The sequence below is a fragment of the Tamlana sp. I1 genome (assembly GCF_015355625.1).
In the GTDB taxonomy this organism is placed as follows: Bacteria; Bacteroidota; Bacteroidia; order Flavobacteriales; family Flavobacteriaceae; genus Pseudotamlana.
The window spans coordinates 160880-183836 of record NZ_JACLAF010000009.1 but is presented as its reverse complement, the minus strand read 5'-3'; the positions used below and the strand labels follow the sequence as shown (position 1 = coordinate 183836).

General features: G+C 32.7%; 24 protein-coding genes. 16 read left to right on the top strand and 8 right to left on the bottom strand.

Going from position 1 to position 22957, the window contains the following annotated elements:
• The 8 genes from H6X70_RS10075 to H6X70_RS10040 all read right to left on the bottom strand — a co-directional run bounded on the left by H6X70_RS10075 (window position 1) and on the right by H6X70_RS10040 (window position 6281).
• A complete protein-coding gene (locus H6X70_RS10075) occupies window positions 1–1071 on the bottom strand; it encodes an SDR family NAD(P)-dependent oxidoreductase (RefSeq protein WP_194767554.1) in 1071 nt (356 codons plus the stop codon).
• 72 nt (window positions 1072–1143) lie between these two features.
• Window positions 1144–1737 carry a sugar transferase gene (locus tag H6X70_RS10070; RefSeq protein ID WP_194767553.1) on the bottom strand — a complete coding sequence of 198 codons (594 nt, stop codon included), beginning with the start codon at window positions 1735–1737 and terminating at the stop codon, window positions 1144–1146.
• A gap of 1 nt (window position 1738) precedes the next feature.
• The gene (locus H6X70_RS10065) at window positions 1739–2113 is read right to left on the bottom strand and encodes a DUF4258 domain-containing protein (RefSeq protein WP_194767552.1); all 375 of its coding nucleotides are present in this window, start codon (window positions 2111–2113) and stop codon (window positions 1739–1741) included.
• A 33-nt stretch (window positions 2114–2146) separates the two neighbouring features.
• Window positions 2147–3346, bottom strand: a complete 1200-nt coding sequence (locus H6X70_RS10060) for an alanine dehydrogenase (protein WP_194767551.1) — start codon at window positions 3344–3346, stop codon at window positions 2147–2149.
• A gap of 141 nt (window positions 3347–3487) precedes the next feature.
• On the bottom strand, window positions 3488–4012 hold the full coding sequence (locus H6X70_RS10055; RefSeq protein WP_194767550.1) for a hypothetical protein: 525 nt from the start codon (window positions 4010–4012) through the stop codon (window positions 3488–3490).
• Window positions 3972–4118: a hypothetical protein gene (locus tag H6X70_RS10050; protein ID WP_194767549.1), complete on the bottom strand. Its 147-nt coding sequence runs from the start codon at window positions 4116–4118 to the stop codon at window positions 3972–3974. The genes H6X70_RS10055 and H6X70_RS10050 overlap by 41 nt, the downstream gene beginning before the upstream one ends.
• 168 nt (window positions 4119–4286) lie before the next feature.
• Complete coding sequence (gene tsaE / locus H6X70_RS10045; protein WP_194767588.1) at window positions 4287–4691, bottom strand: tRNA (adenosine(37)-N6)-threonylcarbamoyltransferase complex ATPase subunit type 1 TsaE; 405 nt, start codon at window positions 4689–4691, stop codon at window positions 4287–4289.
• Between the two features lie 36 nt (window positions 4692–4727).
• Window positions 4728–6281 (bottom strand): bifunctional response regulator/alkaline phosphatase family protein, encoded by a 1554-nt coding sequence (locus H6X70_RS10040; protein ID WP_194767548.1) that lies wholly within the window; start codon window positions 6279–6281, stop codon window positions 4728–4730.
• Between the two features lie 40 nt (window positions 6282–6321).
• Between H6X70_RS10040 and H6X70_RS10035 the strand changes: the two genes are divergently transcribed.
• The 16 genes from H6X70_RS10035 (at window position 6322) to H6X70_RS09960 (ending at window position 22937) form a co-directional block, all read left to right on the top strand.
• Window positions 6322–7542 carry an HD domain-containing protein gene (locus tag H6X70_RS10035; protein ID WP_194767547.1) on the top strand — a complete coding sequence of 407 codons (1221 nt, stop codon included), beginning with the start codon at window positions 6322–6324 and terminating at the stop codon, window positions 7540–7542.
• A gap of 52 nt (window positions 7543–7594) precedes the next feature.
• Window positions 7595–8620 carry a UDP-3-O-(3-hydroxymyristoyl)glucosamine N-acyltransferase gene (gene lpxD, locus H6X70_RS10030; RefSeq protein ID WP_194767546.1) on the top strand — a complete coding sequence of 342 codons (1026 nt, stop codon included), beginning with the start codon at window positions 7595–7597 and terminating at the stop codon, window positions 8618–8620.
• The gene (locus tag H6X70_RS10025; RefSeq protein WP_194767545.1) at window positions 8607–10013 is read left to right on the top strand and encodes a bifunctional UDP-3-O-[3-hydroxymyristoyl] N-acetylglucosamine deacetylase/3-hydroxyacyl-ACP dehydratase; all 1407 of its coding nucleotides are present in this window, start codon (window positions 8607–8609) and stop codon (window positions 10011–10013) included. The genes lpxD and H6X70_RS10025 overlap by 14 nt, the downstream gene beginning before the upstream one ends.
• Before the next feature lie 3 nt (window positions 10014–10016).
• Window positions 10017–10802, top strand: coding sequence for an acyl-ACP--UDP-N-acetylglucosamine O-acyltransferase (gene lpxA / locus H6X70_RS10020; RefSeq protein ID WP_194767544.1), 786 nt, complete (start codon window positions 10017–10019; stop codon window positions 10800–10802).
• A 3-nt stretch (window positions 10803–10805) separates the two neighbouring features.
• Window positions 10806–11372 carry an elongation factor P gene (efp, locus tag H6X70_RS10015; protein WP_194767543.1) on the top strand — a complete coding sequence of 189 codons (567 nt, stop codon included), beginning with the start codon at window positions 10806–10808 and terminating at the stop codon, window positions 11370–11372.
• A gap of 6 nt (window positions 11373–11378) precedes the next feature.
• Window positions 11379–12320, top strand: a complete 942-nt coding sequence (locus tag H6X70_RS10010) for a UDP-3-O-(3-hydroxymyristoyl)glucosamine N-acyltransferase (RefSeq protein WP_194767542.1) — start codon at window positions 11379–11381, stop codon at window positions 12318–12320.
• 69 nt (window positions 12321–12389) lie between these two features.
• Window positions 12390–13262 (top strand): succinate--CoA ligase subunit alpha, encoded by an 873-nt coding sequence (gene sucD / locus H6X70_RS10005; RefSeq protein ID WP_194767541.1) that lies wholly within the window; start codon window positions 12390–12392, stop codon window positions 13260–13262.
• Between the two features lie 191 nt (window positions 13263–13453).
• Entirely contained in the window at window positions 13454–14200 is a 747-nt protein-coding gene (fabG, locus tag H6X70_RS10000; RefSeq protein WP_194767540.1) for a 3-oxoacyl-[acyl-carrier-protein] reductase, read from the top strand.
• Window positions 14201–14262: 62 nt separating this feature from the next.
• Window positions 14263–16299 carry a VWA domain-containing protein gene (locus H6X70_RS09995; RefSeq protein ID WP_194767539.1) on the top strand — a complete coding sequence of 679 codons (2037 nt, stop codon included), beginning with the start codon at window positions 14263–14265 and terminating at the stop codon, window positions 16297–16299.
• Window positions 16300–16313: 14 nt separating this feature from the next.
• Window positions 16314–17129, top strand: a complete 816-nt coding sequence (locus H6X70_RS09990; RefSeq protein WP_194767538.1) for a prohibitin family protein — start codon at window positions 16314–16316, stop codon at window positions 17127–17129.
• A 307-nt stretch (window positions 17130–17436) separates the two neighbouring features.
• The gene (hisG, locus tag H6X70_RS09985; protein WP_194767537.1) at window positions 17437–18294 is read left to right on the top strand and encodes an ATP phosphoribosyltransferase; all 858 of its coding nucleotides are present in this window, start codon (window positions 17437–17439) and stop codon (window positions 18292–18294) included.
• A 102-nt stretch (window positions 18295–18396) separates the two neighbouring features.
• Window positions 18397–19683 (top strand): histidinol dehydrogenase, encoded by a 1287-nt coding sequence (hisD, locus tag H6X70_RS09980; RefSeq protein ID WP_194767536.1) that lies wholly within the window; start codon window positions 18397–18399, stop codon window positions 19681–19683.
• A gap of 51 nt (window positions 19684–19734) precedes the next feature.
• On the top strand, window positions 19735–20769 hold the full coding sequence (gene hisC, locus H6X70_RS09975) for a histidinol-phosphate transaminase (protein WP_194767535.1): 1035 nt from the start codon (window positions 19735–19737) through the stop codon (window positions 20767–20769).
• On the top strand, window positions 20769–21905 hold the full coding sequence (gene hisB, locus H6X70_RS09970) for a bifunctional histidinol-phosphatase/imidazoleglycerol-phosphate dehydratase HisB (RefSeq protein ID WP_194767534.1): 1137 nt from the start codon (window positions 20769–20771) through the stop codon (window positions 21903–21905). Before hisC ends, hisB begins: the two co-directional genes overlap by 1 nt.
• A 61-nt stretch (window positions 21906–21966) precedes the next feature.
• Window positions 21967–22560 (top strand): imidazole glycerol phosphate synthase subunit HisH, encoded by a 594-nt coding sequence (hisH, locus tag H6X70_RS09965; RefSeq protein ID WP_194767533.1) that lies wholly within the window; start codon window positions 21967–21969, stop codon window positions 22558–22560.
• Between the two features lie 17 nt (window positions 22561–22577).
• Complete coding sequence (locus tag H6X70_RS09960; protein ID WP_194767532.1) at window positions 22578–22937, top strand: four helix bundle protein; 360 nt, start codon at window positions 22578–22580, stop codon at window positions 22935–22937.
• Window positions 22938–22957 lie beyond the last annotated feature (20 nt).

The window sequence follows — 22957 nt, the reverse complement described above, 5'->3', positions numbered from 1 at the left end:
TTAGATATAACTTTGTAAAATTAATTTTATAGAATTAACCGAATCATTTGGTTTAATTGAAAATAATTTATTGAAATCTAACTTTTTTGCAGCATCATTTTCTTCAGATTTCACCATAAATAAATCTTCAACTTCTGTCGAAATTAAACGTTCTGTATTTAAAAGAATTTCTTCATGTAATTTTTCTCCAGGACGTAATTCAGTGATTTTTATTTCTGAAGATTCACTTATTCCGTTATAATTGAGAATAAGGCGTTCTGCCAAATCCTTAATTTTAATGGGGTTGCCCATGTTAAAAGTAAAAGTGTTATGCTCTGGTTTTTCTAATTTTGCAATCTTCAAAATCAAAAAACAGGCTTTACGCTTACTTATAAAGTACCTTGAAATATCTTCACTTGTTACAGTTAATGCCTTCCCTGATTCAATTTGCTTTTTTAATAATGGAACAACAGAGCCATTAGAGCCCATAATGTTTCCAAAGCGTGTGATTAAAAAATAGGTATTAGATACCGTATTTAAATAATTAAAATACTTTTCACTAATACGTTTAGACATCCCCATAATATTTATAGGATTTACAGCTTTGTCAGTTGAAATAAATACAAATTTTTTCACTTGATATTCTGATGAAATATCGGCCAATAACTTAGTGCCTAAAATATTATTTACCACTGCTTTATATGGGTTTTCTTCCATAAGTGGCACATGTTTATATGCAGCAGTATGAAATACTAAGGAAGGTTTGTAGCTTTGAAATAAGTGAGTTAAAGATGCTTCGTCTGTTATATCAAGCAGTTTAAAAATGATGTTTTCAGTGTTATCAAATTCTAAATCCTTAAACAGATTATAAAGAGGCGATTCTGCCACATCTAATAAAATTAATTGCTTGTATTTGCCTTTAATCAATTGTTTTGCGAGTTCGCTTCCAATAGTTCCGGCTGCCCCTGTAATTAAAATGGTTTCCTTCGAAAAATCAAAGGGAGGAAAGTCTTTTTTTAATGTTTTAATGAAGGGAAATAAACCAGAATCGGATAATAATTCGTCAATAAAATTAGCGGTCGATTTATTCATTAGAACATTTATTTGCTGAAATATAAGTTTTTTGAATTAAATTAAGTTTAACAACTATTATATTCTTATCAATTACTTAGCAATTACTTTTACTATAGTTATAGCGATTAGTTTTAAGTCAAAAAAGAAGTTTCTTCTTTTTATGTATTCCTTGTTGTATTTCAATTTATCAGGAATAATAGTCTTTATAAAAAACTCTTCTGGGTTTTCTGCTTTTTCTAGAAGTTCAACTTCATTTCTATATTTTAAAGATGCAAGACCTGTAATTCCTGGTCTAACTTGAAAAATTTTCATATCATCTTCATTATAAAAATTAACATAGTGGCGTAATTCTGGTCTTGGTCCAACAAAACTCATGTCGCCTTTTAAAATGTTGATCAATTGCGGGAATTCATCAATTTTATAGCGTCTTAAAAAATAGCCCACTTTGGTAACTCTTGAATCATGATTCCCTAAAGTTAGCAAGCCTTTTTTATCAGACTGTACACGCATGGTTCTAAATTTATAAATATTGAAATCTTTGTTGCTTTTTCCAACTCGACCCTGGATAAATAGAATAGGGCCTTTAGAATCAATTTTTATAAAAATCGAAATAAGAAGAAGAACAGGACTTAAAATAATGAGCCCTATTATTGAAAAAACAAGATCAAAACAACGTTTTATCATGTTATTGCTTCAATTTAAAACTGGTAATTGTAGCCGTGCTTTCACAGTTTTCAACGGTCAATAAAATAGCTTTATCGTTAACATTACCTTCAACAACATAGATGCCACAAGGTTTTTGTCTAGGTTCACTATCTGAAAAATTGATGTCTCCTTTTTTTAGAACCGTGAAAATTTCAGTAGAATCTGTAAGTTTTTCGTTAATTAAATTGTCTACACTTGGCGCATACACAATTTTTTTTGTGTTAATATTTTTAAGCACACGTGCATCAGGACCATAACTACAAGATGTTTTTTTTCCACTTAGGAAGAATGCTAAGATTACCAATCCCATAGAAAAGCCTCCAAGATAATAGCCAATACGTTGAATAAGTTTCATTTAAAAGAGTTGAGAGCAATAAAAAAGGTTTTATTAAAATATCAGCAAATTAATATCGCTGTATTTTAAATTGAACCATTCACCAACAGGTTTGCTTGTTAAAATTCCGTGGTAAAAGTACAATCCATTTTTTAAACCTCTATCAAATCTTAAAGAATTTTCTATCCCGCCATCTTCTGCAATTTTCAATAAATAAGGTGTGAAAATATTACTGATAGAAACCGAAGCTGTTCGCGGATAGCGTGCTGGAATATTTGGGACACAATAATGTACAACATTATGTTTTACAAAAGTAGGCTGCTTGTGCGAGGTTACTTCGCTTGTGTCAAAACATCCGCCCATATCAATGCTAACATCGATAATAATTGCGCCTTTTTTCATCGATTCAACCATGGTTTCGGTAACCACAACAGGCGCTCGGTTTGTGCCGCGAACTGCACCAATAACAACGTCGCAACGTTTCAATGCTTTTAATAAGTTTTTAGGTTGAATGGTTGATGTAAAAAGTGGGCGACCAAGATGGGTTTGAATACGTCTTAATTTAGTTATAGAATTATCGAAAATTTTTACGCTAGCACCTAATCCTAAGGCGCTTCTTGCGGCAAATTCGCCAACAGTTCCAGCGCCTAAAATAACAACTTCTAGAGGCGGAACACCACTAATATTGCCAAACATGAGTCCGTTTCCATTTTTGGTTTCAGATAATAATTCCGAGGCAATTAAAACGGAAGCTGTTCCAGCAATTTCACTTAACGATTTTACAGCTGGATAACTACCATCTGTATCACGAATAAACTCAAAAGCCAAAGCCGTAATGCGTTTAGCAGCAAGAGTTTCAAAGTATTTTTTTGATTGTGTTTTTAATTGTAAAGCCGATATTAATATCGTTTGCGGATTTATTAATTTTATTTGCTCAAGAGTAGGGGGTTCTACTTTAAGAACCATGGGGCAAGAAAAAACTTTTGCTGTATCTTTTGTGATTTCAGCTCCAGCTTCACTATAATCTTTATCGCTAAAATTCGCACCGTTTCCAGCTCCTGCTTCTAATAAAACTCGGTGTCCATTGCTTACTAAAGCATAAACTGCATCAGGAGTTAAGCAAATTCGTTTTTCTTGAAACGCAGTTTCTTTAGGGATACCGATGAATAATTCTCCTTTCTTTTTAAAAATCTCAAGAGTTTCTTCTTGCGGAAGCAGTTGCTGCTTAGTAAAAGGCGAAATTTGTATGGACATGATTAACGTTATTATAAAATAAATAAATTTACTAAGGATTCTTTAAACTAAGAAATAAATAACGCTGTTTATATGGTTCAATTAAAAGGTGTTAATTTTCAATAGCAGAAACGAAGCTCTTTTGTTTTAATTATAATAAGATTAAAAATAGTTTTTTATGGTTTCCCATAAAGTTTTCGGAGAAATTTTTAATTCATCTTCTAGTTCTTGAAGTGATTTATTAGTTTCGTTAACTTTATTGAATATGCGAGCTCTAACGAGGTAAATGGATGGGATAATTATAGCCATTACTGGTATCAAATAATAGAATTGATTAGAATCAATATAGCTTAAATCATCATTTAAAGCCGAAAATATTTGATAAGTGTACATAAAAATAGGTACCAACAATACATGATACCACCAATGCCTGCATGTAAAAAACCAAATAAGTAACAAGTAAAGCGGAATGGCTTTTCCTGTTAAAATCCACATGGCAGTATTGGCATCTTCAAAATACCCACTGTGGTAAGTAAAAAAATAAGTGCTCCAGGTTTTAGTTGTTGGAACACTTTCATGTAAATAAAATAGGAAAGGAGTAATTGCAATAAACGTAGCGACTACACTTCCTATTATTAAACTTTTATTATCGAGATGTAGGTATTTTTTTGATTTTTGATTTTTCAATTTGGGCTGTTTGTTGTTCATCAAAATTTATTTCAGTTGCAACATAGGCTGAAAAAAGCATAAGACCAAATATAGCTAATGCGAGGGGGTATTTTTTTTCTTTCATTTATATTTTATTAATCAAATATAAATAAAGGGGAATTTGACGTTTTTTTGAAAATGTTAATATTATGTTAAAACAAGAGGTTTGGTAAAATAGTGCTGTGGGTTTACCGTAAACCTCTAGAAGTCGATAAAAATATGTGATAGAATCAATTTTAATTAAGCTGGATTTTTAGTTTAGCTTTAAAATACGTTTGTTATCTGAATCGATTTTAAGTTCAATTTTATCAAAATCTTCAAATAAATCAATGTCTACTTTTTCTGGCCATTCTATAAGTTTCCAGTGATCTGAATATAAATAATCTTCAATACCAAAATCGTAAGCTTCACTAGTACTTTTAACACGATAAAGGTCAAAATGATAGACTTTATCATTTTGCAATTGATATTCGTTTACAATTGAAAAAGTAGGGCTGCTAACTTCATCTTGACTTCCTAAAACTTCAACTATTTTTTTTATTAGAGTTGTTTTTCCAACTCCCATTTCGCCATAAAATAATATGGTTTTTGTATTTGCATTTTCAATGATGTTTTTTGCAACTTGCTCAACATCATTTAGTTCGTAGCTAATTTCCAAATTCAAAAAATTTATATTAAAACTTACGCAATATTATTACTTTGGATTAAATACAACAAATGGAATAATCATTTCTTGAAGTGAAACGCCACCATGTTGATAGGTGTTTCTAAAATAACTAACGTAATGGTTGTAATTATTAGGGTAAGCAAAGAAGGAGTCGCCTTTTGCAAAAATAAATGAACTACTCATATTAATAGCAGGCAGGTGAATGTCTTTAGGGTTTTTAGCAACCAAAACCTCTTTGGTGTCGTACGTTAAACTTCTTCCTGTTTTGTAACGTAAGTTTAAACTGGTGTCTCTGTCACCAACGACTTTTGATGGATTTTTCACATTAATTGTACCGTGATCGGTTGTTAAAATTAATTTGAAACCCAAATGATGTGCTTGTTGAATCATTTCCAACAGAGGTGAGTTTTTAAACCAGCTCAGGGTTAAAGATCTGTAGGCTTTATCGTTTGATGCTAATTCTTTGATAACTTCCATTTCTGTTTTAGAATGCGAAAGCATATCCACAAAATTATATACAATAACCGATAAATCGTTGTCTTTTAAAGATTTGAAATTTTCAGCTAGTTTTTTACCCGATTTTAAATTGGTGATTTTATGGTATTCATGACTTAAGTGTGTTAAGCCAAGACGTTTCATTTGTGTTTCTAGAAAATCGGCTTCATGTAAATTTTTCCCACCTTCATCGGTATCATTTTTCCAATACTCAGGGAATAATTTTTCCATATCGCTTGGCATTAACCCTGAAAATATAGCATTTCTAGCATACTGTGTTGCTGTAGGTAAAATGCTGAAAAAGGCTTCTTCTTTTTCCTTTTTATAATAATTGTTAATTACAGGTTCGAAAACTTTCCACTGATCGTACCGTAAATTATCAATAACAATTAAAACCGTTGGTTGTTCTTTGCTAATTTCAGGAACTATTTTCTCTCTAAATAAGGTATGCGACATGATTGGCGCATCGGTATTTGGCGAAAACCAATCTTCGTAATTCTTCTCTATAAACTTACCGAACTGAATGTTAGCCTCGTTTTTTTGTGATTCTAAAATTTCAAACATGCCTGGGTCTTCAATTTCTTCTAATTGAATTTCCCAATAAATTAATTTTTGATATAAAGTACACCAGTCTTCATAATTATTAACCATAGATAAATCCATAGCTATTTTTCTGAATTCTTGTTGATAATTTGATGTTGTTTTTTCTGAAACCAACCTGGAATGATCTAAATTCTTTTTTAAACTTAATAGAATTTGATTAGGGTTTACGGGTTTTATAAGGTAATCGGCTATTTTGTTACCAATAGCTTCTTCCATAATATATTCCTCTTCACTTTTGGTAATCATAACCACTGGAAGTCGATCGTTTTTCTCTTTAATTTCATTTAAAGTTTCAAGGCCAGTTAGTCCGGGCATGTTTTCATCTAAAAAAACGATGTCGAAGTTTTCTTCCTCTAAAACATCAATAGCTTCTGTGCCACTTTTACATTTGGTTACTTTGTAATTTTTCTTTTCAAGAAATAAAATATGAGGTTTTAATAAATCAATTTCATCATCAACCCAAAGTATTTTTATTGTGTTCATATAGCTATATTTGTAAATATTTAATTGTAAAAGTTAAAGTTTGAACAAACTTAAGATATTAAACGACCCAATTTACGGATTTATTACGATTCCAAATTCGCTTATATTCGATTTAATTCAACATAAATACTTCCAAAGACTGCGAAGAATTACCCAAATGGGCATGTCTTATTTGGTTTATCCTGGGGCACATCATACAAGATTTCATCACGCCATAGGTTGTGTGCATTTAATGCAGCAAGCCGTTAAAGTTCTGCGTTTTAAGGGGGTTACAATCTCTGATGATGAAGAAACAGGACTGTATATTGCGATTTTATTACACGATATTGGTCATGGTCCTTTTTCACATGCTATGGAACACAGTATAGTAAACAACGTGTCTCATGAGGAAATATCCTTGCTTTTTATGGAGCGTTTAAACGCCGAATTTAACGGAAGTTTAACGCTTGCTATCCAGATTTTTAAAGGGGAATATTCTCGAAAATTTATGTGTCAGCTTATTTCTAGCCAATTGGATATGGATCGTGCCGATTATTTAAAACGTGATAGTTTTTATACAGGTGTTGCAGAAGGTAACATAAACAGTGAGCGATTAATAACCATGTTAAATGTTGTTGATGATGAATTGGTGGTTGAAGAAAAGGGCATTTATAGTGTCGAGAAGTTTATCATTGCACGCCGATTGATGTATTGGCAAGTTTATTTGCATAAAACAGGGTTGGTTGCCGAGCAATTGTTAATTCGGGTATTAAAACGTGCTAAAGAATTGCATGATTTAGGACAAAAATTAAATGCAAGTGAAGCTTTAAAGTATTTTTTAAATAATAAAATTTCGATTGAAAATTTTAACGAAGAAACCCTTGAAATTTTTTCGAAACTAGACGATTATGATATTGTTTCGGCAATGAAAGATTGGCAAAATCACGACGATTTTGTGCTGAGTGAGTTATGTAAAATGATTATTAATCGAGATCTTCTTAAAATAAAAATTAGAAATAAAAATATTAAAGATAAGAGCCTTGAAAAACGAACAAAAGCCTTAATGGAGGTATATAAAATCACAAAAGAAGAAGCTGAATACTTTGTGTTTACAGGTACTATTTCTAACCAGGCTTATCAATTAAAAGAAAAACGAATTACCATATTACATAAATCTGGTAAAACTCAGGATATTGTAAAAGCCTCCGATCAATTAAATCTTAAAGCCTTATCAAAACCAGTTACTAAATATTTTATATGTTATCCTAAGGACAAACTTTAGTACATTTTTCCTATTTTTGCGACAATGAAACAAAAACATCAAACTTTATAGTGTGAAATTTACAGCACAACAAATAGCAGAAATACTTGAAGGTGATGTTGTAGGAAACCCTAACGTTGAAGTTTCAAAACTTTCAAAAATCGAAGAAGGGTTTGAAGGTGCTTTAACTTTTTTAGCTAATCCTAAATACACACCACACATATATAGCACAAAAGCTTCGATTGCCATTGTAAACAAGACTTTTAAGCCAGAACACGACATACAAACAACATTAATTAAAGTAGATGATGCTTATTTAGCATTTTCTAAAATTTTAGAATTTTATAATTCAGTTAAACTGAATAAATTAGGTATAGAAAACCCGTCTTATATTTCAGAGTCTTCAAGTTATGGAGAAAACATTTACATAGGTGCGTTTAGTTATATATCTGATAATGTTGTTTTAGGGGATAATGTGAAAATTTTTCCGAATGTATACATTGGCGACAATGTTGTTATTGGAGATAACACCATAGTTTTTTCTGGAGCCAAAATTTACGCAGAATGTATTATTGGAAAAAATTGTATTGTTAATTCTGGTTGTATTATTGGAGCCGATGGCTTTGGTTACGCACCAAATGAAGAAGGAGGCTACAATAAAGTACCACAAACAGGTAACGTAATTATAGAGGATTTTGTTGATATTGGAGCAGCTACAACTATTGATAGAGCAACTCTAGGTTCAACTATTATTCGAAAAGGCGTTAAATTAGATAATCAAATTCAAATTGCGCATAATGTTGAAATAGGTGAAAATACGGTTATTGCTGCGCAAACAGGAGTTGCTGGTTCTACAAAAATAGGGAAGAATTGCCAAATAGGTGGGCAGGTTGGTATAGCTGGGCATATCACTATAGGAAACAATGTAAGGGTGCAAGCACAATCAGGTATTGGAAGAAATGTACAAGATAACGAAACTTTACAGGGTTCTCCTGCAATTAAACTAAACGACTATAATAAGGCATATGTTCATTTTAAAAACTTGCCGAATATTGTTAAAAACATTAATGATTTACAAAAAATAAATGGGAATAGTTAATACTGAAATCAAACAAAAAACAATTAAAGAAACTGTTTCTTTAACTGGTGTTGGGTTACATACTGGTAAAAACGTAACCTTAACTTTTAAACCTGCTGTTGCTAATTCTGGATTAGTATTTAAACGCGTAGATTTAGAAGGTGAGCCATCAATTGAAGCCGATGCTAATTATGTTACAAATACGCAACGCGGAACTTGTTTAGAGAAAAATGGCGTTATTATTCAAACATCAGAACACGTTCTAGCTGCTCTAGTAGGACTGGATGTAGATAATGTGATTATTGAATTAAATGCATCAGAGCCACCAATTATGGATGGTTCGTCTAAGTTTTTTGTTGAAGCTATAGAAAAAGCAGGCATTGTTGATCTTGATTCTTGTAGAGAAGAATTTGTGGTTACAGATATTGTATCGTATGTAGATGAAGACTCTGGAAGCGAAATTCTTATCATGCCAGCAAATGAATATCAAATTACTACCATGGTAGATTTTGGTACTAAAGTATTAGGTACACAAAATGCCACTTTAAGCACCATATCAGATTTTAAGAAAAACATTTCTAATGCGCGTACTTTCAGTTTTTTACATGAAATTGAAATGCTTTTAGAAAATGGTTTAATTAAAGGTGGCGATTTAAACAATGCCATTGTTTATGTCGATAAAGCTTTGTCTCCAGAAACTATGGAGAAATTAAAAGTTGCCTTTAAAAAAGATACTATAGCTATAAAACCAAATGGTATTTTAGATAATCTTACCTTGCATCATCCAAATGAAGCGGCAAGACATAAATTATTAGATGTTTTAGGAGATTTAGCTTTAGTTGGTACTCGAATTCGAGGAAAAGTGATTGCTAATAAACCTGGACATTTTGTTAATACACAATTTGCTAAAAAATTAGCAAAAATTATTAAAAACGAACGTAGAAATAATGTTCCAAATATAGATTTACACGCAACGCCTTTAATGGATGTAAATCAAATTATGGCGATGTTACCACATAGACAACCGTTTCTGTTAATCGATAAAGTATTCGAACTTACAGACACTTATGTGACTGCCTTGAAAAATGTCACCATGAACGAGGAGTTCTTTAAAGGGCACTTTCCTGGAGCTCCAGTTATGCCTGGGGTATTAATTTGTGAAGCAATGGCACAAACAGGTGGTATTTTAGTATTAAATACAGTACCAGATCCAGAGAACTATTTAACCTTTTTCATGAAAATGGATAATGTTAAATTTAAGCAAAAGGTGGTTCCTGGAGACACTTTAATATTTAAGTGCTCGTTAATTACACCAATTCGTCGTGGAATTTGTCATATGCAAGGATACGCTTACGCTAATGGTAAGTTGTGTGCAGAGGCAGAATTAATGGCACAAATTTCTAAAGTAAAATAAATTATGAATCAACCTTTAGCATATGTGCACCCAGGTGCCAAAATTGCAAAAAATGTTGTAATAGAACCTTTTGCAACCATTCATAACAATGTTAAAATTGGTGAAGGCTCTTGGATAGGGAGTAACGTTACCATTATGGAAGGTGCACGCATTGGTAAAAACTGTAATATTTTTCCAGGATCAGTAATTTCTGCTGTTCCTCAGGATTTAAAATATAACGATGAAGAAACCACTGTTGAAATCGGCGATAACGTAACCATTAGAGAATGTGTTACTATTAACAGAGGTACAACCGATAGAATGAAAACTGTGGTAGGCGATAATTGCCTTATCATGGCTTACTGTCATATTGCACATGATTGTGTGGTTGGTAACAACTGTATATTTTCAAATAACAGCACGCTTGCAGGTCATATTACTGTTGGCGATTATGTTGTATTAGCAGGAATGACGGCGGTTCATCAATTTGTATCTATTGGGAATCATGCTTTTGTAACAGGAGGGTCTTTGGTTAGAAAAGACGTACCACCTTTTGTAAAAGCAGCTCGCGAACCTTTATCTTATGTTGGAATTAATTCAGTTGGATTAAGACGAAGAGGTTTTTCAACAGAAAAAATAAGAGAGGTTCAGGATATTTACAGAATACTGTATCAGAAAAATTATAACAATACACAAGCTGCTGAAATTATTGAAGCAGAAATGGAAGCGACTTCCGAACGTGATGAGATTCTTCAATTTATTAAGAACTCGCATCGTGGAATTATGAAAGGATATTTTAAATCAAATTAAATAATGGCAACAACATCGGATATTAGAAACGGATTATGCATAAGATATAATCACGATATTTTTAAAATTGTAGAGTTTTTACATGTAAAACCAGGGAAAGGTCCTGCTTTTGTTAGAACAAAACTAAAAAGTGTAACCAACGGAAAAGTTATAGATAATACGTTTTCAGCAGGTCATAAATTGGATGATGTGCGTGTAGAAACACATAAATTTCAATTTTTATACAATGATGGTGAATATTATCATTTTATGAATACTGAAGATTACAGTCAAATTCAATTAGTTGAAGCAGCATTAGATAGCCCAGAATTGATGAAGGAAGGCGAGGTTGTAACTGTAATTATTAATTCTGAAGACAACGCACCATTATCTGTTGAAATGCCTGCAAGTGTGATTTTAGAAGTTACTGCTACCGAGCCTGGAGTTAAAGGCAACACAGCAACTAATGCTACAAAACCAGCTACAGTTGAAACTGGTGCTACCGTAAACGTACCGCTTTTTATTAATGAAGGCGATAAAATTAAAGTAGAAACAGATAAAGGAACTTACAAAGAACGTGTTAAAGAATAATACCCTTTGAAATTTCCAAAACCACATACGCTTAATCAAATAGCGCATTTAATTCAATGTGAATTTGTAGGCGACTCTAATTTCCCTGTTTTAGGCATGAATGAAATTCATGTGGTTGAACCGGGCGATATTGTATTTGTCGATCATCCTAAATATTATAACAAAGCACTGGAGTCGGCAGCTACAATTGTTTTAATTAACAAAAAAGTAGCATGTCCAGAAGGTAAAGCATTGTTAATTAGCGACGATCCTTTTAGAGATTTCAATAAACTAACAACGCATTTTAAACCTTTTGTAGCTTCAGATTCTGCCATTTCAGCATCAGCTAAAATTGGTAAAAACACCATTATTCAACCCAATTGTTTCATAGGAAATAATGTGGTTATTGGCGATAACTGCATCATTCATTCAAATGTAAGTATTTATGATGATGCTATAATTGGCGACCATGTAACCATTCATTCTGGTACTGTATTAGGAGCCAATGCTTTTTACTACAAAAAGCGTCCAGAAGGCTACGATCAATTAATATCTGGAGGACGGGTTGTTATTGAAAACCATGTTGATATTGGTGCTGCATGTACCATAGATAGAGGGGTTACAGGCGATACTACAATTGGAGAAGGTTCCAAATTAGATAATCAAATTCAAATTGGACACGACACCGTTCTAGGAAAAAAATGCTTAATCGCATCTCAAGTTGGAATTGCTGGATGTGTTATTATTGAAGATGAAGTCACCATTTGGGGGCAGGTAGGTTGTACAAGTGGTATTACTATTGGAAAAAAAGCCGTAGTTCAAGCACAATCTGGAATTAGTAAATCTTTAGAAGGTGGTAAGGTATATTTTGGCTACCCTGCTGAAGAAGTTAGAGTTAAGCTCAAAGAATTAGCTGCAATTAGGCAAATTCCAAAAATATTAGATATTCTGAAAACAAAAAAAGTGTAATTTCTTATAAAAAGTTAATTCAAAAAATTACATTTGTTTTTTTTAAAATTAATAACCAAATAATCACTTATGAGTGTTTTAGTAAATAAAGATTCAAAAATTATTGTTCAAGGATTCACTGGTAGCGAAGGGACTTTCCACGCAAGCCAAATGATTGAATACGGAACCAACGTTGTTGGTGGAGTTACTCCAGGAAAAGGAGGACAAAAGCATTTAGACAGACCTGTTTTCAATACGGTTTTAGAAGCTGTTGAACAAGCAGGAGCAGATACGACTATTATTTTTGTACCGCCAGCATTTGCTGCCGATGCAATTATGGAGGCTGCCGATGCTGGAATAAAAGTGATTATTACTATTACAGAAGGAATTCCTGTAGCTGATATGATTACAGCGTCAAACTATATTAAAGGAAAAGATTGTCGTTTAATTGGTCCTAACTGCCCAGGAATAATTACTCCTGGTGAAGCTAAAGTTGGTATTATGCCAGGTTTCGTTTTCAAAAAAGGTAAAGTTGGTATTGTTTCTAAATCTGGAACTTTAACTTATGAAGCTGCAGATCAAGTTGTAAAACAAGGTTTAGGAATTACAACTGCTATTGGTATTGGTGGAGATCCAATTATTGGAACTACAACTAAAGAAGCGGTGGAGTTATTAATTAACGATCCTGAAACTGAAGCTGTTGTAATGATAGGTGAAATTGGTGGACAGTTAGAAGCTGATGCAGCAAACTGGTATAAAGCTAGTGGAAGTAAAAAACCTGTAGTAGGTTTTATTGCTGGTGAAACAGCTCCTGCTGGACGTACAATGGGACACGCAGGTGCAATTGTTGGTGGTAGCGATGATACAGCTCAAGCAAAGAAGAAAATTATGAGAGCATGTGGTATTCACGTGGTTGATTCTCCTGCTGAAATTGGCAAAAAAGTTGCTGAAGTTTTAGCATAAAACATAAATCAAGTTTTAAAAAACCTTACAAATCTTGTAAGGTTTTTTTATTTGAAGCCGTTTGTATTTGCTATATTTGAAGTTGATACTGAAATTATTAAACCATATTATTTCATTGTTGTATTTTAAAACTTCTTGATTTTTAATTAGAAGATTTTTAGATATTTACAGTTACTTAAAAAACAAATTAAATGAAACTATTAGAAGGTAAAACAGCCATTGTAACGGGTGCTAGTCGTGGAATAGGAAGAGGAATTGCTCAAGTTTTTGCACAACAAGGGGCAAATGTAGCATTTACATACAGCTCATCTGTTGATGCAGCGAATGAATTAGAAAAAGAATTGATCGCCTTAGGTGTTAAAGCAAAAGGTTATAAAAGTAATGCAGCAAGTTTTGACGAGGCTCAAAAATTGGCTGATGAAGTTGTAGCTGAGTTTGGTGCTATCGATGTTTTAGTGAATAACGCAGGAATTACAAAAGACAATTTATTAATGCGTATTTCGGAAGAAGATTTCGATACGGTTATTGAAGTAAATTTAAAGTCTGTATTTAACATGACTAAAGCGGTTCAAAGAACCATGCTTAAACAACGTAAAGGCTCAATTATTAATATGAGTTCTGTAGTTGGTGTTAAAGGAAATGCTGGTCAAACCAATTATGCAGCTTCAAAAGCAGGAATTATAGGATTTTCAAAATCTGTTGCTTTAGAGTTGGGTTCAAGAAACATTAGAAGTAACGTGGTTGCTCCTGGGTTTATTGAAACTGAAATGACTGCAAAATTAGATGAAGAAGTTGTAAAAGGATGGCGTGCTGGAATTCCTTTAAAAAGAGGCGGTACTCCTGAAGATATTGCCAATGTATGTGTGTTTTTAGCTAGCGATATGAGTGCTTATATCACAGGGCAAACACTAAATGTTGATGGTGGTATGCTAACATAAATAAGTCTTTTGTCATTCTCTCGTATGAGGGAATCTCATCACGATAACTTTAAAGTTTTTTAATGAGTTCAGAAACACTTATTTACATCATACTTGCTGGAACTATAGCGTTATTATTAGCGCTATTTCAGTATTTTTATAAAGCAAAAAGCATGTCTACAAGGAACATGCTTTTTGCTTTTTTGCGTTTTATTACTATATTTTCTGTTTTACTTTTAATTGTAAACCCTAGTTTTGAGCAAACTACATTAACGGTTGAAAAACCAAATTTGATAGTTGCTATAGATAATTCAAGCTCTGTTAAAAATTTAAAGCAAGATATAAATGCGCTTAAATTTCTAAATGAAATAAAAACAAATAGCGCATTAAAAGAGAAGTTTAATGTTGATTATTATACTTTTGGAGAAAAACTTCAGCCTTTAGAAGATTCTTTAGCTTTTTTAGAAAAGCAAACCAATATTTTTGCAGCGTTTAAACAGCTTGCTCGAATTTATAAAACAAGCAATTCACCAACCATTTTAATTTCCGATGGTAATCAAACTTTTGGTAACGACTATCATTTTGCATCGAATTTATATAATCACCCCATATACCCTGTTATTTTAGGGGATACGGTAACTTACACCGATTTAAAAATTCAGCAATTAAATGTAAATCGTTATGCGTATTTAAAAAATGAATTTCCAATTGAAACCATTTTGGTTTATAATGGTACTTCTGAAGTGTCATCAAAATTTGAAGTTTTTAATGGTAACAGAACAGTTTATTCGAAGGTTTTAAAATTTTCAAAAAACAACAATTCTAAGGTGGTTCATTTTACATTGCCTGCAAACCAAGTTGGTGTGAGTAAATATAAAGCGGTCATTACGCCTTTAGATAATGAACAAAACAAAGTCAATAATATTAAAAATTTCGCTGTTGAAGTTATTAATCAAAAGACAAAAATTGCTATTGTAAGCGATTTTCCGCATCCTGATATTGGCGCGCTTAAAAAGAGTATTGAAAGTAATGAGCAGCGTTTTGTAACGCTTATCGATTCTAGAAATATAATTAATCAAATAAATGATTTTCAATTAATTATATTATATCAACCAAATAATAAGTTTAAAATTTTGTTTGAGAAGTTACAAGATTTAAACAAGAATTATTTCACGATAATTGGCTCCAAAACAGATTTACATTTTATGAACCGTATTTCTGAAGATTACCAACAAAGTATAACCAATCAGAAAGAAGATTATCAAGCCGAATTAAATATTAATTATACGCCTTTTATAATTGATGATATTAATTTTGAATCGTATCCGCCACTTCATTCTAATTATGGCGTTGTAAAATTTAAACACCCTGTTGATGTTATTATAAACAAAACCGTTCGTGGAGTTTCGGTAAATGAACCTTTGTTAGCCACCTTTGAAAATAACGGTAGACGTGAGGCTATTTTGTTTGGCGAAAATATTTGGCAATGGCGTGCTTATAATTACGTCGAAAAGAAATCGTTTCATGATTTTGATGATTTTATCGGAAAATTGGTTCAGTATTTGGCTTCAAACAAGCAAAAAAGCAGATTGAATGTTGATTTTCAGTCGTTTTACGATGGCAATAGCAATGTGATAATTAAAGCAGAGTATTTCGATAAAAATTATGTCTTTGATGCTCGTGAAACGCTTCAAATTACGGTTTCAGATAAAAATTCAAACTTCGAAAAAACATTTCCTTTGGTTTTAAAAAACAACCATTATCAAGTCGATTTAAGTGGTTTACAGCCTTCAGAATATCAGTTTTCAATAAAAGCTAAAAATGAAAATATTTCCAAATCAGGAAGTTTTCAAATTTTAGAATACGATGTAGAACAGCAGTTTTTAAATGCTAATGTTGCAAAACTAGAACAGCTGGCTGATAATAGTTCTGGAACTCCTTATTTTATTGAGGATACATCTGAAATTATTAACGAATTATTAGGAGATAAACGCTATGTTTCAGTACAGAAAAGTAGTAAAAATAACACACCTTTGATCGATTGGAAATGGCTTCTAGGTCTTATTGCTTTAAGCCTTGGAGCTGAGTGGTTTGCAAGAAAATATAACGGATTAATTTAAATTTAAAATAGAATATGGAAAAATTACCTAAAGTAGCATTACCTTTTATTATAGCCGCAGTAGTTTTATTAGTGTTGCTCACAAAATCTGCCGTAACCATTGAATCTGGTGAGGCTGGTGTATTATTTAGAACTTTTGGTGAAGGGGTTGTTGTTGATGAACCTGCATTGGGCGAAGGTTTTCATATTGTAGCGCCTTGGAATAAAGTATTTATCTATGAAGTAAGACAGCAAGAAATATTAGAAAAAATGAATGTTTTATCTTCTAACGGATTAGATATTAAATTAGAAGCTTCAATTTGGTTTCAACCAGATTTTAAAAATTTAGGAAAACTGCATCAAGAAAAAAGTGAAATGTATAAGGAGCGTGTGTTGCTTCCTGCTATTCGTTCTGCTGCAAGAAGTGTTGTAGGGCGTTATACACCAGAACAATTATATTCAAGTAAAAGAGATGCTATTCAGCAAGAAATCTTTGAAGAAACTAAAAATATTGTTGAAGATCAATACATTCAATTAAATGAAGTTTTGGTACGCGATGTTACTTTACCTGCAACCATAAAAGATGCTATCGAGCGTAAATTAAAACAAGAACAAGAGTCTTTAGAATATGAATTTAGATTAATTACAGCAGATAAAGAAGCTCAAAAACAAATCATAGAGGCGCAAGGTAAAGCAGATGCAAACCGTATTTTAAGTGCGTCATTAAACGATCAAATTTTAAGAGATAAAGGTATCGAAGCGACCATCAAATTATCAGAATCACCAAACAGTAAAGTGATTGTTATTGGTTCAGGCGATGGAGGATTGCCTTTAATTTTAGGAAACAATTAAATAATTCAGTATTTATAATGTTCTGTTAAAAAATATTGATTTTTTCAGAACTAAAAATATAGATAATTGAATTTATGAATATTTCCTACAGATGTTTGGAATTATCAATATAAATTACAGATATTTGTATCACAAAAATAAAGAAAATGACTTTTATTCATACTCATCATCATTTCCAAATTTGCTCTCAAGCGAAGTGAAAATGTATTGAATAAATCGAAATATATTTTAAACCCGTTTGAGACAATCAAGCGGGTTTTTATTTTTAAATGCCAACAGATTGTTTCAAACTCATAAAACCAATATAATGAGTAAATTAAGAATTGCAGTACAAAAATCGGGTCGTTTAAACGAGGATTCGATGAGAATTTTAAAAGACATCGGTATTTCTATTGATAACGGTATCGATCAACTAAAAGCTTCGGCAAGAAATTTCCCTGTGGAAGTATTTTATCTTAGAAACGGGGATATTCCTCAGTATTTAAAGGATGGCGTTGTTGATGCTGCTATTATTGGAGAAAACGTATTAATAGAAAAAGGTAACGGTATTACTGTTGTTGAAAAATTAGGGTTTTCAACCTGTCGTGTTTGTATCGCGGTACCTAAAACTACTGCTTACAGTTCAATAAAGGATTTAGAAGGTCAGCGTATTGCAACATCTTACCCTAATACTGTTGAAATGTATTTAAAGGAACAAGGTGTTAAAGCCCAACTTCACATTATCAACGGATCGGTTGAAATTGCTCCAAATATTGGTTTAGCCGATGCTATTTGCGATATTGTTTCTAGTGGAAGCACTTTGTTTAAAAACAATTTAAAAGAAGTTGAAACCATTTTAACTTCGGAAGCTGTTTTAGCGGTTTCACCAAAATTAGATGCTGAAAAACAAGCGATTTTAGATACCATTCAATTTAGAATTAAATCGGTTTTAAAAGGAAGAGATTCAAAATATGTGTTATTAAACGCGCCAAACGATAAAGTTCAAGATATTATTAGTGTACTTCCAGGTATGAAGAGTCCAACGGTTTTACCATTAGCTGAAGAAGGCTGGAGCTCGATACATTCTGTAATTAGTAAAAACGAATTTTGGGAAGTTATCGATGAATTAAAAGCAAATGGTGCACAAGGTATTTTAGTGTGTCCTATTGAGAAAATGGTGCTATAAGGCACATTTTTTTCATTTCCGCGGAGGCGGAAAGCTTTTTAAAAGAAAGTTATAATTCATGAGATTTCCGCCTTCGCGGAAATGAAAGAAAATAAGTTCAGAATGCAAATCATAAACAATCCAAATCGAGAAAGTTGGACAGAATTACTAAAGCGTCCAACTCAAACGGTTAATGATATTGAAGGCGTAGTTAATCAAATTTTTAAGGAGGTTTCTGTTGAAAAAGAAGCAGCCATTAAAAAATACACTTTGAAATTTGATGGTGTTTCTTTAGAAACCAATATCGTTTCTGCCGAAGAAATTCAAGAAGCAGTGGCTTTGGTGCCTGAAAAACTTCAAAAAGCTATACAATTAGCCAAACATAATATTGAGTGTTTTCACAGCATTCAAAAAACACCAAAAGTAGAAATTGAAACCACAGCAGGTGTACAATGTTGGCAAGAAAAACGACCTATTCAAAAAGTAGGTTTGTATATTCCAGGCGGTACAGCACCTTTGTTTTCAACGGTATTAATGCTAGCAGTTCCTGCTCAAATTGCAGGCTGTAAAGAAATTGTTTTATGTTCGCCCCCTAATAAAGCAGGTCGATTGGCACCCGAAATTTTATTTGCTGCACAACTTTGTGGTGTGACTAAAATTATAAAAGTAGGGGGGATTCAAGCCATTGCAGGAATGACTTTTGGAACAGAATCGATTCCTCAAGTTTATAAAATTTTCGGACCAGGAAACCAGTTTGTAACCGTTGCGAAGCAGTTGGCTACTAAACATGGCGTGGCTATAGATATGCCTGCTGGCCCAAGCGAATTATTGGTTGTTGCCGACGATTCTGCAAATGCTTCATACATTGCATCAGATTTATTAAGTCAGGCAGAACATGGTACAGACAGTCAGGTAATTTTGGTTTCAACATCACAAGACTTGATTGAGGACGTTTCCAATGAAGTTGAAAGTCAGTTAGCCGTACTTCCGCGTAAAGCGATTGCCGAAAAAGCCATAGAAAATTCGAAGTTAATTTACATTGAAAACGATAATTTAGCTTTAGAGTTAATTGATGAATACGGCCCAGAACATTTCATTATTTGTTCAAAAAATGAAGATTTATATGTTCAAGGGATTAGCAATGCAGGTTCTGTTTTTATAGGTGATTACACCCCTGAAAGTGCTGGCGATTATGCTTCTGGAACCAATCATACATTGCCAACAAACGGTTTTTCAAAAGCGTATTCGGGAGTGAATTTAGATAGTTTTATGAAGAGTATGACTTTTCAAAAAATATCTAAAGAAGGCCTTTTAAATATTGGAGAAACCATAGAACTTATGGCGGAAGCTGAAGGTTTACAAGCCCATAAAAATGCGGTTTCAATTAGACTGAAAGATTTAAAATATTAACATAATATAGACCTTTCAGGTTTTTAAAACCTGAAAGGTCTGAGATAAAAGATGAATATTCAAGATTTAATAAGACCAACCATAAAAGCACTAAAACCGTATTCGTCTGCAAGAGATGAATTTCAAGGCAATAGTGATGCTATGGTGTTTTTGGACGCTAACGAAAATCCGTATGAAAATGGTGTAAATCGTTATCCAGATCCGCAGCAGCGCACGGTAAAATCATTGTTATCAGAGATAAAAAATGTGCCTATTAAAAATATCCTTTTAGGAAACGGGAGCGATGAAGTTTTAGATTTAATCTTCAGAGCGTTTTGTGAACCCAATCAGGATAACATCATCACGTTACCACCAACTTACGGCATGTACAGTGTGTTGGCAAATATTAATGCGGTTGATATAAAATCGGTACAATTGGATGAAAATTTTCAACCAAAAGTTGATGAAATTCTAAATATAGCCGATTCAAACAGCAAATTGTTATTCATATGTTCGCCAAACAATCCTACGGGAAATAGTTTTGCTTCAGCAGCCATTTCAAAGTTGGTTAAAGAATTTAAAGGTATTGTGGTGATTGATGAAGCTTACATCGATTTTTCAAATGAAGAAAGCTGGGCGAGCAAATTAGCAGAATTCCCAAATTTAATTGTGACCCAAACACTTTCAAAAGCTTACGGTATGGCAGGAATTCGTTTAGGAATTTGTTTTGCTTCCGAAGAAATCATTTCGGTTTTAAACCGTATTAAGCCACCTTATAATGTTAATGAATTAACGCAGCAAAAAGGCATTGAACAATTAAAAAACAAAGCTTTAACTGCGCAACAGATTTCAGAGATTCTTGAAGAACGTAATGTGTTAATCGATCAATTAAAAACGGTTAGTTATGTTTCAAAAATATATCCTTCTGATGCAAATTTTGTATTAGTTAAGGTAGATGATGCCACAAAACGTTATAATCAATTGATTGAAAAAGGCATTGTTATTAGAAACAGAACCACACAACCAGGTTGCGAAAACACCTTGCGATTAACGGTTGGAAGACCAGAAGAAAACAAAATATTAATAGATACCTTAAAATCTATATAATGAAAAAAGTATTATTTATAGACCGCGACGGCACATTGGTTTTGGAGCCACCAGTTGATTATCAATTAGATAGTTTAGAGAAATTAGAGTTTTATCCGAAAGTATTTCAATACATGGCTAAAATTGCTAACGAACTTGATTACGAATTGGTTATGGTGACGAATCAAGATGGATTGGGAACAGATTCTTTTCCAGAAGAGACCTTTTGGCCAGCGCAAAATAAAATTATTGATGCTTTTGCTAAAGAAGGTGTTGTGTTTTCAGAGGTTTGTATTGATAAAACTTTTCCGCATGAAAATGCTGAAACTCGTAAACCAAGAACCGGGTTGTTAACCAAATATTTTTCGAAGGAATATGATTTAGAAAACTCTTTTGTTTTAGGGGATCGCATTACCGATATGGAATTGGCTAAAAATCTCGGTGCAAAAGGCATTTTTATGTCTGAAAACCCAGAATTAGGTGCTGATGAAATTGAAACATCAAAGCAAGATATTTTTGATTGTATCGCTTTAAAAAGTACCGATTGGTCAGCTATTTATGAGTTTTTAAAACTTGAGGATCGTACTGCTGAAATTACAAGAAATACGAACGAAACTAAGATTTACATCAAGCTAAATTTAGATGGTTCTGGTAAAAATGATATTAGTACTGGTTTGTCATTTTTCGATCATATGCTAGACCAAATTGGACGTCATGGAGCCATGGATTTAACCATAAAAGTAGATGGCGATCTTGAAGTTGATGAGCACCACACTATTGAAGACACCATGATTGCTTTTGGGGAATTATTCAACAAGGCTTTAGGTAATAAATTAGGTATAGAGCGTTACGGATTTTGCTTGCCTATGGACGATTGTTTGGCGCAAGTTGCCGTAGATTTTGGCGGAAGAAATTGGCTAGAATGGGACGCCGAATTTAAGCGTGAAAAAATAGGGGATATGCCTACTGAAATGTTTTATCACTTATTTAAATCGTTTACAGATGGTGCAAAATGTAATTTAAACATTAAAGCAGAAGGCGTAAACGAGCATCATAAAATTGAAGGTATCTTTAAGGCCTTTGCAAAAGCTATGAAAATGGCGGTAAAACGCGATTCAAACAAGATGTTTTTACCAAGTACAAAAGGAATGTTATAAAGAAGCTATTAGCCTTTAGCTGTTTGCAAATAGCTAAAGGCCATAAGCTAAAAGCCAAAGAATGAAATTAGTTATAATTAATTACGGAGCAGGAAATATTAAAAGTATACAATTTGCTTTTAAGCGTTTGGGGGTTGATGCCGTATTATCGAATAATCCTGAAGAAATTTTAGCTGCCGATAAAGTTGTTTTTCCAGGGGTTGGCGAGGCCAGTTCAGCGATGCAAATGTTGAAGGAATCGGGTTTAGATACCTTAATTCCAACTTTAAAACAACCTGTTTTAGGGATTTGTTTAGGGATGCAATTGCTTTGTAAACATTCTGAAGAAGGCGATACAGAAGGGCTTGGCGTTTTTCAAACGAATGTAAAACGTTTTTCAAACGATGTAAAAGTGCCTCAAATGGGATGGAACGTTATTAAAGATTTAAAATCCGATTTATTTAAAGGCATTAAAGAAAACGAATACATGTATCTTGTGCACAGTTATTATGCCGAGCACTGTAACGAAACCATAGCAAAAACCGATTACGGAATTAATTACGCTTCTGCATTACAACATAATAATTTTTATGGGGTGCAGTTTCATCCTGAGAAGAGTGGAATTCAAGGTCAAAAAATTTTGGAAAACTTCCTAAAGTTAGAAGTGAAAAGTTAGATATTAAAAGTTTTGAAATGAAAAACGAATTAATTCTACGAACAAAACAATTTGCTTTAGATTGTTGGACTTTTTGTTTTAAGGTTCCTAAATCTAGAGAATATAATGTCTTTGTTAATCAATTAATCAGAAGTTCAAGTTCTGTAGGGGCTAATTATAGAGCTTCTCAACGTGCAAAGTCTACAGCAGACTTTATAAATAAATTAAAAATTGTTGAAGAAGAAGTTGATGAAAGTGTTTATTGGTTAGAGATTTTTGAGGAAATTCTTTCTGAACATACTGAAGAAATAAATAAACTTCAAAAAGAAGGAAAAGAATTGTTAGCCATCACCGTAGCTTCAATTAACACAGCAAAGCGGAATCAACAACGTAAGTAACTTTTAATATTTTATATTTA